Origin of the sequence: Halomonas sp. ISL-56 (assembly GCF_018612805.1) — a bacterium.
GTDB lineage: Bacteria > Pseudomonadota > Gammaproteobacteria > Pseudomonadales > Halomonadaceae > Vreelandella.
The window spans coordinates 61369-74994 of sequence record NZ_JAGGRO010000022.1 but is presented as its reverse complement, the minus strand read 5'-3'; the positions used below and the strand labels follow the sequence as shown (position 1 = coordinate 74994).

Annotated in this window: 11 protein-coding genes; all 11 read left to right on the top strand. The window is 47.4% G+C overall.

Translation table 11 applies throughout. The features are described from left to right. Positions 1-19: 19 nt before the first annotated feature. The 11 genes from fliD to hisH all read left to right on the top strand — a co-directional run bounded on the left by fliD (position 20) and on the right by hisH (position 13616). Positions 20-1372, top strand: coding sequence for a flagellar filament capping protein FliD (gene fliD / locus J7J49_RS18845; RefSeq protein WP_215094841.1), 1353 nt, complete (start codon positions 20-22; stop codon positions 1370-1372). Positions 1373-1544: 172 nt separating this feature from the next. Then, positions 1545-2423: a flagellin N-terminal helical domain-containing protein gene (locus J7J49_RS18840; RefSeq protein WP_215094839.1), complete on the top strand. Its 879-nt coding sequence runs from the start codon at positions 1545-1547 to the stop codon at positions 2421-2423. 382 nt (positions 2424-2805) lie between these two features. Next, on the top strand, positions 2806-6210 hold the full coding sequence (locus tag J7J49_RS18835; protein ID WP_215094837.1) for a glycosyltransferase: 3405 nt from the start codon (positions 2806-2808) through the stop codon (positions 6208-6210). Then, positions 6203-7201 carry a UDP-N-acetylglucosamine 4,6-dehydratase (inverting) gene (gene pseB, locus J7J49_RS18830; protein ID WP_215094835.1) on the top strand — a complete coding sequence of 333 codons (999 nt, stop codon included), beginning with the start codon at positions 6203-6205 and terminating at the stop codon, positions 7199-7201. The genes J7J49_RS18835 and pseB overlap by 8 nt, the downstream gene beginning before the upstream one ends. Before the next feature lie 2 nt (positions 7202-7203). Beyond that, entirely contained in the window at positions 7204-8376 is a 1173-nt protein-coding gene (pseC, locus tag J7J49_RS18825; RefSeq protein ID WP_215094833.1) for a UDP-4-amino-4,6-dideoxy-N-acetyl-beta-L-altrosamine transaminase, read from the top strand. Then, positions 8373-9077, top strand: coding sequence for a pseudaminic acid cytidylyltransferase (pseF, locus tag J7J49_RS18820; protein WP_215094831.1), 705 nt, complete (start codon positions 8373-8375; stop codon positions 9075-9077). The genes pseC and pseF overlap by 4 nt, the downstream gene beginning before the upstream one ends. Continuing rightward, positions 9074-10177, top strand: coding sequence for a UDP-2,4-diacetamido-2,4,6-trideoxy-beta-L-altropyranose hydrolase (gene pseG / locus J7J49_RS18815; protein ID WP_215094829.1), 1104 nt, complete (start codon positions 9074-9076; stop codon positions 10175-10177). Before pseF ends, pseG begins: the two co-directional genes overlap by 4 nt. Next, positions 10174-10821, top strand: coding sequence for a formyltransferase family protein (locus tag J7J49_RS18810; protein WP_215094827.1), 648 nt, complete (start codon positions 10174-10176; stop codon positions 10819-10821). Before pseG ends, J7J49_RS18810 begins: the two co-directional genes overlap by 4 nt. After that, the gene (gene pseI, locus J7J49_RS18805) at positions 10811-11863 is read left to right on the top strand and encodes a pseudaminic acid synthase (protein ID WP_251048402.1); all 1053 of its coding nucleotides are present in this window, start codon (positions 10811-10813) and stop codon (positions 11861-11863) included. Before J7J49_RS18810 ends, pseI begins: the two co-directional genes overlap by 11 nt. 3 nt (positions 11864-11866) lie before the next feature. Further along, positions 11867-13006 (top strand): N-acetyl sugar amidotransferase, encoded by a 1140-nt coding sequence (locus J7J49_RS18800; RefSeq protein ID WP_215094825.1) that lies wholly within the window; start codon positions 11867-11869, stop codon positions 13004-13006. Beyond that, positions 12996-13616 (top strand): imidazole glycerol phosphate synthase subunit HisH, encoded by a 621-nt coding sequence (hisH, locus tag J7J49_RS18795; RefSeq protein WP_215094824.1) that lies wholly within the window; start codon positions 12996-12998, stop codon positions 13614-13616. The genes J7J49_RS18800 and hisH overlap by 11 nt, the downstream gene beginning before the upstream one ends. The last annotated feature ends 10 nt before the right edge of the window (positions 13617-13626 follow it).

Sequence of the window (13626 nt, the reverse complement as noted above, 5' to 3'; positions counted from 1 at the left end):
CTTATAAGGAATGAGCCACATGGCATCGATTACAGCACTCGGTGTAGGTTCTGGACTGGATCTGAATGGTTTGGTTGAACAGCTAAAAGCCGCCGAAAAACAAAAGCTTGTACCCATCTTACAACAGAAAAGTGCTCAGCAAACCAAGATTTCTGCTTATGGGCGCCTTGAGTCAGCGATGGATAGGGTGCAAACCTCAATTGCTGCATTGAATGAGGCCTCTACGTTTAAGCAGCAAAAAAGCACCGTGACGGGCGATGGTGTGTTGGCGACCGCAGGTGAAACCGCTAATGCGGGTCGCTATGAAGTCACCGTTACTCAACTGGCCCGCGCAGGTAGCGCTGCTTCCAACAGCGTAGCGCTAGACCAAGAGCTAACAGCAGCTGATGCGACGCTTACGCTTGAATTTGGTGCTGGTGGTACACAAACAAGTTACGACGTTAATATTTCAGCAGGCAGTACGCTTGCAGATGTTCGTGACCAAATCAATGCGGATAAAGAGTCAGGTGTAACCGCTTCTATCGTTAATGATGGCACGGGGTATCGCTTAGCGTTGAGCTCAAAAGAGACGGGCGAAGAGGCATCACTCATTGGTTTCTCAGGCCTGGCTTCATTAACCGTGGATGCAGCTACACTTCGAGCGGGCCAGGATGCAAAACTGAACGTGAATGGTATCGCCATCACCAGTAAAACCAACCGGGTTGAAGAGGCGATTCAAGGCGTAACGCTTGACCTCACGGCAGTTTCAGGTAACCCCGTTACGCTGGTCATCAAGCGTGATGAAGAATCGCTGAGAGGAGCCATTGACGAGTTCGTTAAAAACTACAATGAAATGAAATCCACCGTTGGCAGAATGACGGCCTACAACGGAGAAGGCGAAACATCAGGCGAGCTAGTGGGCGACCGCACCGTGCGCACCATTGAAGACCGCCTACGCCGGGATATCACAGACAACCTCGGAACAGGCGATATTTCACGCCTTTCTCAACTGGGTATTGCCATTGATGAGAAGGGGCGGCTGAAAGTCGATGAAGATAAATTAGCTGATGCGGTAACGAATAACCCTGAAGGGCTGTCTGCTTTTTTTGCGGGTGAGAATGAAGAAGGTGGTTTTGCAGGACGATTAAACGCCACGCTTGAAGGCATCACTGCAGAAAACGGTATTATTCAAAGCTCTGTGACTAGCGCCCAGCAGCGAGTTGAAAGCCTTGATGAGCGCAAGCTGCGCATGGAGGCTAGTATCGAGCGCAGCACAGAGCGTTACCGCAAGCAGTTTGGGCAACTGGATGGCTTGATCGCCCAAATGAACTCAATGAGCAGCTACCTCGCTCAGCAGTTCGACATGCTGGGTAGCATGCAGAAAAGCAATTAAGCAATCAGTTGTGCCTGTAGTTGAGATGTTAGTTGGAAGAGTTACAGTAAATTACACAAAAAACAGCAATTTTTTCTAAAGAAGTCGGCGGGGCTGCCGTTAATTATAATAACGGCGACGCAAGCGCCGCTAAGCAGGCCATAAGGCCAGTTAAATTTCGAGGAGCACTCACATGTCTGTAATCAACACTAACATTACCGCCCTGATCGGCCAGAACAACCTGTCCAACTCTCAGTCTATGCTGGCCAAAGCGCAAGAGCGTCTGTCTTCAGGCCTGCGCATTAACAGCGCTTCCGACGACGCCGCTGGTCAAGCCATTGCCAACAAAATGACCGCTCAGATTCGCGGCATGGATCAAGCTAGCCGTAACGCTAGCGACGGTATCTCCCTGGTACAGACCATGGAAGGCGGCCTTGACCAAGTAAACGACAACCTGCAGCGTATTCGTGAGCTAGCGGTACAGGGTGCCAACGACACCAACGCCCAAGCAGATCGTGATGCCATTGTTACTGAGATCAATGAGCGTTTAGCTGAAATTGATCGTGTAGCGGGCAGCAACAACTTTAACGGTACAAACCTGCTGAACGTTGCAAGTGGTGCTGGCGCGGTTCTTAATATTCAGGTTGGCTCCAATACCGAGGCTGAAGACGTCATCACCGTTAATCGGCTTGACGCCACTGTTGAAGGTCTGGGCTTAAACTCAGGTTCTGCGGCAGTTACTGCTGGTGAGTTTGCAATTACGTCCGGTGGGGCTGCAGGTGTTGTTAACGGTGAATTCAAAGGCCTGATTGACGCTGTTGATGCTGCAACCGCAACACTAGATACCAGTCGTGCAACACTAGGTGCGACGCTTAACCGTTTTGACTCGGTAATCGATAACTTGGCGACTACCTCCACTAACCTATCTGAAGCCCGTTCGCGGATAGAAGATGCCGATTATGCAGTGGAAGTTTCGAACATGACACGCGCTAACATTCTTCAGCAGGCTGGTACTTCTATGCTGGCACAGGCTAACCAAACGCCGCAGTCTGTACTGTCTCTGTTGGGCTAATCTTTTAGCCAGTAATGGTCAAAAGAAAGTAACGACGGGGCCGATAGGCCCCGTTTTTGCGTGTGAACCTGATAATCTCGGCTTTGCTGCGCTTCTGGCGCCTTATTTAGAGTTAGTAGTCGAAAGCTCTTTATACGTAAAATCTCAATATGTGGCTTACTTCAACCTCAGCGTGGCGCTGATCGTGAGAACACATACTCAAATACGGGCGCATTCGTGCCTTTGCTGACTGCGCTAGCAGGGTAAACTGCATAAATTGCCATTTTTCTCTGTGAGCCGCTTCATGGTCAAGACCTCCTCTGCCCCTGCTACTCAAAAACGCAAACCTCGCCTGCTTTGGGCTAATCCTTCCTGCTTATTGGACACCTCCAGCGGTGCGAGCATGACCGTTCGCCAAATGTTGTTGCAGCTTGCGGCGCGTGGCTATGAGATTCAGGTGCTGGGGGCAACTATTTTTGATAATCCCAAGGGAATGGGGCGGCTCAGGGAGCAGTTCCCAGACCTGAATGCCCAGTTGCATCAATTAGTAGAGGCAAACGATGGCCCGCTGAACCATCAATTGGTGGTTAGCTATAGTCACAACCGCAACCATTTTACAGCACATGAAGAGGGGCTTTGGTATAGCCAGTATCTTTATATGCTGGATTCATTTAAGCCTGATGTTGTTTGGTTCTACGGCGGCCAAACCTTGGATATGTTAATTGCCGCGGAAGCGCGGGATCGAGGTATTCCTGTAGCCTTCTATCTAGCCAATGGCAACTATAAAGCATCAAACTGGTGCCGTGATATCGATTTGATCCTCACCGATAGCCAGGCCACTGCAGATATGTACCGAAAAACAGTGGGTTATGCCGCAAAGCCGGTGGGCAAATTCATCTCCCCAGAGAATTTTATCGCCGAACACCATGAGCGAAAACGGCTGCTGTTTGTTAACCCTAGTTGGCAAAAGGGTGCCAGCATCTTTGTACAGTTGGCGGAAAAGCTGGAGCGTGAAAGACCTGATATTGTGCTTGAAGTGGTAGAAGCCCGGGCCGACTGGCCAGCTGTATTGCGGGAGACTACACGCCGAGTGGGCGGACAGCGTAGTTCTTTAAGCAATGTCATTGTGACACCAAACACCAGCGATATGCGTGGCCCCTACAGCCGAGCCCGTATGGTCGTTGCACCTAGCCTATGGTGGGAAAGCTCTGGGCGTATGCTGGCTGAAGCTATGCTTAACGGGATTCCAGCACTGATTACTAACCGTGGTGGTATGCCCGAAATGATCGGTGACGCGGGTATCGCCTTTGATTTTCCGGATGCTTGTTATGAAGAACCCTACCAACATCTTCTCAGTGACGAAGAGCTACAACCTTTAACGGATGCAGTCATCAGCTTTTTCGATGACGAAGACCTTTATCAGGACTATGTCGATCGTGCCTGGCAGGTAGGCAAAGAGAGGCACCAACTTGACCGCGCTACTGATAGGCTGATTAGCGCTTTAACGCCTCTAGTAGGGCTACGTGCTGGCAACAAAGATTTCGCTATTACTCAGAAGAAACGCCACCGTCAACGGTTAGCCAGTCGAGCAACCAAGCCAACGTTTAAAGTCGATAACTCGTTTCAACAGTTGGTTGGCACTGGAACGAACGCCAAACCTGGTGAAGAGTCGCAGTCGCAACATCTCTGCTTGGCGAATGATTTTACTTGGCAGTTCAAAGGCAAAGTGATGGTGCTCGACAATCGTGCCAGCTTAATTAAAAGTGGCCTTGCCGAACAGATGGCAGCTACGAAAGCCTTCGGTATTGTCGCATTTGACCCTGCCAGTGAAGTAAAAGATGCCAAGCAATATGATGGCAGTGAGTATATTCAGTTATTCCAGCACGCCCTGCTAGGCGATGGAACAGCGGCCACGCTGCATGCCTGTGTAGCCCCCGAAATGACCAGTACGCTGACACCGCTACCGGCAGACAAACTACCCAAACGTCATCAATTGGGCGCCAAGCCTTTAGCGGAATTGCCGATTAGCTCGATAGCCATAGATAGCATTGAAGGCTTGGGAAATCTCGATTGGCTAATTCTAGATGAACTAAGCGACGCTATGGCCGTGCTGGAAAATGGAAAAAAGGCACTGATCGACACACTGCTGATTCAGGTGCGAGTGCCTTTCCAGCTCACTCATGAAAAACAGCCTAGCTTTGCTGAACTACAGCACTGGGCCAGCCGTAATGACTTTCGTTTCTACCGCTTCCATAACATTAGCCACTATAGCCATTTGCCAGATGAGCTAAACGCCCGCGCACCTTGCGCTACTGAGCAGGAAAGCGCCGATGTGCTATTTCTTCCCTCCTATGAGCGCATGGCGGCTCTGAGTGATGAAAACAAGACAAAACTGGCGTTTATTCTGAGTGCAGTGTTTGCTGCGCATGATGTGGCGTTTGATCTGATGGCTGACGTTAGCAAGGAAAAGGCGCTAGAGTTTCTTGAAGCGCAGGAGCTTTTGCCTAAAGCGCCAGAGCTAAAATCACAGGTGCCACCACCAGCAGGGCCACTGATCCCTCAAAGTGAGCATGTCAAAGGCGAACCGGTAGTGACGGTTTTGTGCCCTACCTATAATCATGGCCCTTATATTGAGGATGCTCTGAAAGGTTTTGTGTCGCAAAAAACTAATTTTCCGTTTGAAGTGATTGTAATTGATGACGCGTCAACTGACGATACCCAGAAGATTGTCAGTAAGTATGCAAACGAATACCCTAGTTTAATATTTCCAGTTTTTAACGAGACTAACTTAAGGTCTCAAAATAAAAATATTTCAAATAAATTGAAAGAAATGGTGCGCGGCAAATATATTGCTATGTGTGAGGGAGATGACTACTGGGTTGATGAAAGTCAACTTCAGCAACAGTATGATTTTATGGAGAATAATCCAGACTATTCGGTCTGCTATCATAATGCGTTTGTTTTTAAGGATAAAGAGGTTGTTAGTTGGTCTAAGCTTCCCGATAAAGAGAAAAGAGATTTTTCTGAGAAAGACCTTTTGTTGAATAACTGTTTTCTACTAACATTGACAAGATTTTTTAGAAAAGAAGTCCAATATGCAAATGCTATTCCTGAAGGTTCTAGAATAGGAAATGGAGATAATTTGACAATTACTAGGCTCGGATTGTCTGGTAAAGGGAAATATTTGGCCAACATCAAACCAGCTGCCTATAGGCTTCATGGGCAGTCGATATGGTCGAGTAAAAGCGAGCTGGATAAATCGCTTATGTTAAGTAATTCCCTGAACTGGATAGGTGCTTTTCACGAGCGTGAAGGTAGAAGAAAAGTTGCTGATTTTTATTATAAGAGTGCTAAAGCTACCGCCGGTGTCAATTATATAAAAAATAAAAAAATGGCTGGTGATTTTTTAAAAAAGCTCAATGATATAGGTGTGGAGAAACCTTGCGATATCCTAGAGTTTGCTACGCTCGGTAATCTTCTTTTTAGAGGTAGTAATAACGCAGTTAAAAGCGCGAATGGTGATAAAAACACCTTCATAGTAGACATAGATGGTGCTGAATTTAATGCTCCGAATAAGCATTATAAAACCACAATTATAAGCAATTTTTCGGGGTTTTCCGAGAACTCTGAAAAGCTTGCACGAGAAATAGTAAGAATATCATCGTCTGTCGTTGTAACTACGGCTGAAGAAGATAAGTTTGTTTGTGAAAGAATTAAAAAAACATTTGCACGCCATGCCAAAAAAACAGATTTACTAGATAGTGGTTCAATGGTTTTCTACGCATTTGAAAAAGGTGCATATGTTTAACGATAAATCAGTTTTGATTACCGGCGGAACCGGCTCCTTTGGTCACACCTTTGTTCCTATGCTGCTCGATCGCTACAACCCTCGCCGGGTCATCATCTTCTCTCGTGACGAGATGAAACAGTGGGAGATGGCCAGGTTGTTTCAAGGCGATGATCGTCTAAGATTTTTTATTGGCGATGTACGTGATCGGGAGCGTGTGTATCGAGCTTTGGATGGCGTCGATTACGTAGTACATGCTGCCGCAACCAAAATTGTACCCACTGCCGAGTACAATCCCTTTGAGTGCATCAAAACAAATATCAACGGTGCCATGAACGTGATCGATGCGTGTATCGACAAAGGGGTCAAAGGGGTTGTTGCGTTGTCCACTGATAAAGCCAGTAGCCCCATTAATTTGTACGGTGCTACCAAACTAGCGTCTGATAAAGTTTTTGTAGCGGGTAACTCCTACGCTGGTGGTCATGAAACCAAATTTTCCGTGGTTAGGTATGGCAATGTGATGGGCTCACGCGGTTCCGTAATACCGTTCTTTATGTCGATTAAGGATAAGGGTGTACTGCCTATTACCGATCCACGCATGACTCGCTTTATGATTAGTCTGGAGCAGGGCGTGCAACTGGTATGGCATGCCTTTGAAGACATGGTGGGTGGCGAGATTTATGTAAAGAAAATTCCGTCAATGAAGGTCACAGATTTGGCGCGGGTTATTGCACCAGAGGCCAAGCAAGAAATAGTCGGCATTCGTCCTGGCGAAAAACTGCACGAACAAATGATTGGTTCAGAAGACTCCCACTTTACCTACGAGTACGCGGAGCACTTCAAGATATTGCCGAGTATTAATAACTGGGGTAACTCCGTAGAACGTATCAAGGATGGCAAAAAAGTGTCTGAAGGTTTTGTTTACTCAAGCGATAACAACACCGAATGGATGACCGACGACGAGCTAAAAACCTGGATTGATAACCATTATAACAAAATCGGCAAGATTTGATCATGATTCCATATGGCAAACAGGATATCACTCAATCTGATATTGATGCTGTAGTTAAGGTATTGACGTCAGACTTCCTGACACAAGGCCCGAAAGTGCCTGCTTTCGAGCAGAAAGTGGCTGAACATGTGGGTGCCAAACACGCGCTTGCTGTAAACAGCGCGACTTCAGCCTTACACATTGCCTGCAAAGCGCTGGGATTGGGATCGGGTGATTGGTTGTGGACGACGCCCATTACCTTCGTGGCTTCTGCCAATTGTGGATTGTATTGCGGTGCCCGGATCGATTTCGTGGATATCGACCCGAAAACCTACAACCTATGTCCAAAGGCTCTTGAAGCCAAGTTGCAAGAAGCCAAGCGGAATAACCGCCTACCGAAAGTGTTGATGGCCGTTCATTTGTGTGGCCAGCCATGCGATATGGAAGCGCTCTATAATCTGGGCCAGCGCTTTGGTTTCCGTATCGTTGAAGATGCTTCCCACGGCATTGGCGGCAAGTATAAGGGCGAATTTATAGGTAGTGGGCGCTACAGTGACATTACTGTCTTCAGCTTCCACCCGGTAAAGATTATTACCACCGCTGAAGGCGGCATGGCGCTGACCAATGATGAGAAACTGGCTAGCCGCATGAACTTATTGCGCAGCCACGGCATTACCCGTGATCAGAACCTCATGACGCATGAGCCGGATGGCCCCTGGTATTACCAGCAGGTGGAGCTGGGTTATAACTATCGCATGACCGAGCTGCAGGCTGCGTTGGGCATCAGTCAGATGGATAGGCTGGATGCTTTTATATCCCGTCGTCATGAGCTGGCCAAACGTTACGATAAACTCTTAAAAGATCTGCCCGTAATGACGCCCTGGCAGCACCCTGACAGTTATACCGGCTTGCACTTATATGTGATTCGCCTGCAACTGGGTGCAATCAACAAAACTCACCGACAAGTGTTTGAGTCTTTGAGAGAGCAAGGCATAGGAGTGAATCTGCACTATATCCCTGTACATACCCAGCCCTATTACCAAGACATGGGTTTTAAACCAGAAGCCTTCCCGAAAGCGATGCAGTATTATCGGGAAGCGATCAGTTTACCGATGTTCCAGGGGCTGACGGATGAGCAGCAGGATGCCGTGGTGCAGGTGCTGAAAACAGCTTTGAAAGTTGGAAGCTATTTATGAGCCGAGTTGCGATCATCCCCGCTCGTGGCGGCAGCAAACGTATCCCTCGCAAAAATGTTACAAAATTCTGTGGCAAACCGATGATTGCCTGGTCAATTGAAGCTGCAAAAGCCAGCGGTTGTTTTGACAAAATTATTGTGTCCACAGACGATCCTGAAATCGCCGACGTAGCCGAACAATGGGGTGCAGAAGTTCCATTTCTTCGCCCAAGCGATCTGGCTGATGACTATACGGGCACACTTCCGGTAATTCGCCATGCAGTTCAGTGGCTCAGTAATCATGAAGTGAAGGTTGACTATGCCTGTTGCGTCTACGCCACGGCACCTTTCGTCACCTCAGAAGCCCTCCTGTGTGGCTGGAAACTAATTCAACAAAGCGGTGCGAGCTTTGTATTTTCGGTAACCAGTTACGCTTTTCCGATTCAGCGGGCTATTCGGATCACTGAGAATGGCCGGGTTGCTATGTTTAACCCAGAGCATTTCCAGACGCGATCCCAAGACCTGGAAGAAGCCTGGCACGATGCGGGTCAGTTTTACTGGGGGACAGCTGATGCCTGGTTGGAAGAAAAGCCGATCTTTGGCGAAGACTCGTTGCCGGTAAAACTACCACGCCACCGCGTACAGGATATCGATACCCCTGAAGACTGGATCCGTGCTGAGTGGCTTTTTAAAGCAATGCAGGCAGAAACGGAGACTCAATGAAGGTTGCCTTCCGCGCCGATGCCTCAATCCAAATCGGCACCGGCCATGTGATGCGTTGCCTAACTCTGGCTGAAGAGCTGCGTCGGCAGGGCCATCAGTGCCTGTTTATTTGTAGAAACCATGAAGGCCATCTGGCAGGTTTGATTACTGAAAAGGGTTTTGATCTTCATCTGCTGCAGTCTCCAGCCCAATTAGAAACGTTAGCAAAAGATGAACCGACGCTTGCACATTCCGGTTGGCTGGGCGTTCCATGGGAAACCGATGCTAAGCAAACGCTTGAAGTGCTCGCCCGGAACAACATTGACTGGCTGATTGCCGACCATTACGCACTCGACAGCCAATGGGAGTGCCAACTGGCCGAAGCCGTTGGCCAGATTATGGTGATTGATGACTTGGCTGACCGGGAGCATGAGTGTGCGGTGTTATTGGATCAAAATCTGGGGCGCGAATCTGCAGATTACGAAGCGCTGATCCCTTCGACCTGTACCAAACTGATCGGTCCGCAGTTTGCGCTACTTCGTCCAGAATTTGCAGAGCTGAGGCCGACCAGCCTTGAACGCAGGCGCGCACCGGAGTTCAAGCGAATCCTGATCTCTTTGGGCGGCGTTGACCGCACCAATGTTACGGGCGAGGTGCTAGAAGTCCTTTCAAACAGCACTCTTCCAACAGAGACCGAGTTGGACATTGTGATGGGCAGGTCTGCTCCTCATCTTGAATATGTAAAAAAACAGGCTTTGGAGCTTCCTTTTCAGTCAACGGTGAGTGTAAGTGTCAATGATATCGCCGCGCGGATGTGTGCCGCTGATTTTTCAATTGGCGGGGCTGGTAGCACCTCTTGGGAGCGATGTTGCCTGGGCTTGCCGTCAATAGTGGTTGTACTGGCAAACAACCAAAGGTTGATTGCAGCTGCGCTTGAGAAAGCGGGCTGTGCTGAAAAGTCATCTATAAGTGGCGTTGACGGACGGGTTAGAAGTGTAATCCAAAAACTGAATGCTCAGCATTCAATACTGATGCATATGTCGGATAATGCTGAGAAAGTCTGCGATGGAAAAGGATGTCTACGCGTAGTAAGCACTCTGTGCCCTGGGGACAACGTATGAAGATCACCATCTTATGCAGCGACGTCGCCCACCCTGTTAACGTTTACTTGAAGCGTTGGGTGCAGCAGCACGAAGGAGTACATCAGATTGAGCTTGCTCGCTCCCGGTCAGAACTGAGAGGTGGGGATTTTCTATTTTTGGTTTCCTGTTCAGACATTATCAAGCAGGAGCATCGGGCTAGATACCGACACATACTTGTTCTACACGCCAGCGATCTACCACAAGGCCGTGGTTGGAGTCCCCATGTCTGGGAAATAGTACATGGTGCCAAAGAAATTACCCTAAGCCTCTTGGAAGCCGAAGATCAAGTAGATACCGGTCGAATCTGGCGCAAGCGGATCATCCCGATCGAGAAAACCGCTCTCTGGTATGAAGTAAATCACTCGCTCTTCGAGGCTGAGATTGAGTTAATGTCAGAAGCCATTGAGCCATTAAGCAAAATTAATCCGAAACCTCAAAGTGGCATTGCAGAGCCTAGCTATTATCGTCGCCGGGGCCCAGAAGACAGTGAAATCAATCCTGAGAAATCAATCTCAGAACAGTTTGATCTGCTAAGGATGTGCGACCCGGATCGCTACCCTGCTTGGTGTGAGATACATGGGCAAAAATACAAGATCGTTTTGGAGAAGCTGAATGATGAATAATGTAGTGATAGCCGGAAGGAAGATCGGTTCTGATCAGCCCCCTTACATCATCGCCGAGATGTCAGCCAATCATAATGGCAATATCGAAACAGCTTTTCGAATTATTGACGAAGCCAAAAAAGCGGGTGCGGATGCTCTAAAAATTCAGACGTATACACCGGATACTATTACGCTGGATTCCGACTTACCAGATTTTCAGATTAAAGGCGGCCTATGGGATGGCAAAACGTTGTACGAGCTTTATGAGTGGGCTCATACTCCTTGGGATTGGCACAAACCTCTCTTCGAACACTCTAGAAAGATAGGTATTCCAATTTTCAGCTCTCCCTTCGATTCCACCGCTGTGGATCTGCTGGAAGAGCTGAATGCACCAGCCTATAAAATTGCTTCATTTGAATCGGTCGACTTGCAACTCATTCGCTATGTCGCTGCTACCGGTAAGCCCATGATCATATCCACCGGCATGGCCAATGCTGAGGAAATAGAGGAAGCAATTACGGCAGCAAGAGAAGGTGGCTGCAAGCAGCTGGCCATTCTGCATTGTGTTAGCGGTTATCCTGCTCCCGCAGAAGACTACAACCTGAGAACGATTGCAGACATGATTGAGCGTTTCGGGTTGGTCACTGGTTTGTCGGACCATACTCTGGATAACACCACTGCAATTGCTAGCATTGTGATGGGAGCGTCCCTGATTGAAAAACACTTTACACTGGATCGGAACGGCGGTGGCCCTGACGATAGCTTCTCACTGGAGCCTGCCGATCTGGCTGCGCTCTGCAGGGACAGTAAAACGGCCTGGAAGGCAATAGGTGAGGTTGACTACGGGCGAAAATCAAGTGAGCACGGAAATGTAAAGTTCAGGCGTTCTTTGTATTTCGTTAATGATTTAAAAGCAGGTGCAATTCTTTCTGACGCTGATATTAGAAGCGTTAGGCCTGGATATGGTATAGAGCCGAAATATATGGAAGAATTAATTGGTAAGAAGTTGAAAACAGATATTTTTAAAAACACCCCAGTCTGCTGGGAAAGTTTGGAATCTTAAACGTTGAAATACTGTAAAACATGTCTAACAACAGATCTTCGACCCAATGCTCAATTTTCAGGCGGTATATGCATCGCGTGTAGATACGCGACTACGAGTAGCAATGGGTCTAGTTCATTAAAGCTACGTCAGTTAGAAGAGCTAATCGCAGCAGCAAAAAAGAAACAAAGATCTAAAGGATCTTATGATTGTATCGTCGGCGTAAGTGGTGGAAAGGATAGTACGAGACAAGCACATTGGGTGAGAGATCGTTTAGGGCTACGTCCATTGCTAGTGTGTGCAGCTTATCCTCCTAAACAAATGAGCGATATTGGCGCAGAGAATCTAAGTAATTTGATTTCTATGGGGTTTGACTTGATGGCAGTTACACCGGCTCCCAAGACCGCTGCTTCGTTAGCCCTAGAGTCATTCGAAAAGTTTGGCAACGTTTGTAAATCGACCGAAATGTCACTGTTTTCTACAGTACCTCGGCTTGCCATTGAACATGGCGTAAACATGATCTTTTGGGGCGAAAATCCAGCACTACAAGTCGGAGACTCGGCGGTTGAAGGTGTAGATGAGTTTGATGGAAATAATCTGCGAAAATTAAATACACTAACTGAAGGCGGTAATGACTGGATCACAAGCTTTGTGACTGAATCTTACAAGGCAAAGCACTACTTTTATCCAGGTGAGATACAATTCAAAAGAAAAAAAATAAAAATATTCTACCTAGGTGCTGCTTGGGACGATTGGAGTAACGAGCAAAACTCTACATACGCTGCTCTTCAAGGCCTAACATTGCGTCCAGGTGATGAGGTAGAGACTGGTGATATATCTAACGCATCAATGTTGGATGAGGAGTTTACGAACATTAATATGATGTTGAAATATTATAAGTTCGGCTTCGGTAGAGCTACAGATTTAGTCAACGAAAAAATACGAGGTGGAGAGTTATCGCGTGAAGAAGGAGTCGAAATAGTCAAAAAATATGATGGTGTATGCTCGGATCGAATCATTAATGGCTTTTGCGATTATGTAGGGATCGACAATAATAGATTTTGGACTATTGCCAACAAGTGGGTTAATGTCGACTTGTTTGACGTTTCAGGTATCGGACGGCCACAACCTAAATTTGTAGTAGGGGTTGATAGTGAAAGCTGATTTAATAGATTTAGGGATAGGTAATACCCGTTCAGTCACTAACTGGCTTGCCAAAGTTAATTGCGATGTTAACGTGATTAATCGAGTTGAGGATATTAATAGCGAGTTACTAGTGATGCCGGGCGTTGGTGCAGCAGGGAAGTTTATGCATAAACTGAGAAAAACAGGTTTCGATAACGCTGTCCAGAATCATGTCAGTGCAGGTGGTCGCTTATTGGGCATTTGCTTGGGTTTTCAAGTAATGTTTGAGTATTCAGAGGAAGATGGGGGAGTCCAAACGCTTGGGATTCTCGGAGGGAAGGTTGAACGTCTTAGGGGAGTCGGCACCCACAATGGTTGGGAGCAGACAAACTTTGATTTTCGACAAGTAGACATATCGGAGCATTGGCGGAAGGCAAAATTAACTAGGGCTAAGGTCTTATGTGGGCGATTTTTTTACAATCATGAGTACGCTGCTGTAAACGGTGATAGAGATCAACGTAGTTTTCCAATATCTAACTCGCTTAAAAATTACAGTGGGGTAGTTATTAGTCGCAATGTAATAGGTGTTCAGTATCATCCCGAAAAAAGCCAGCAGTCTGGTATAGAATTCCTTCGACACATCTTGTAGGAGGATGTAG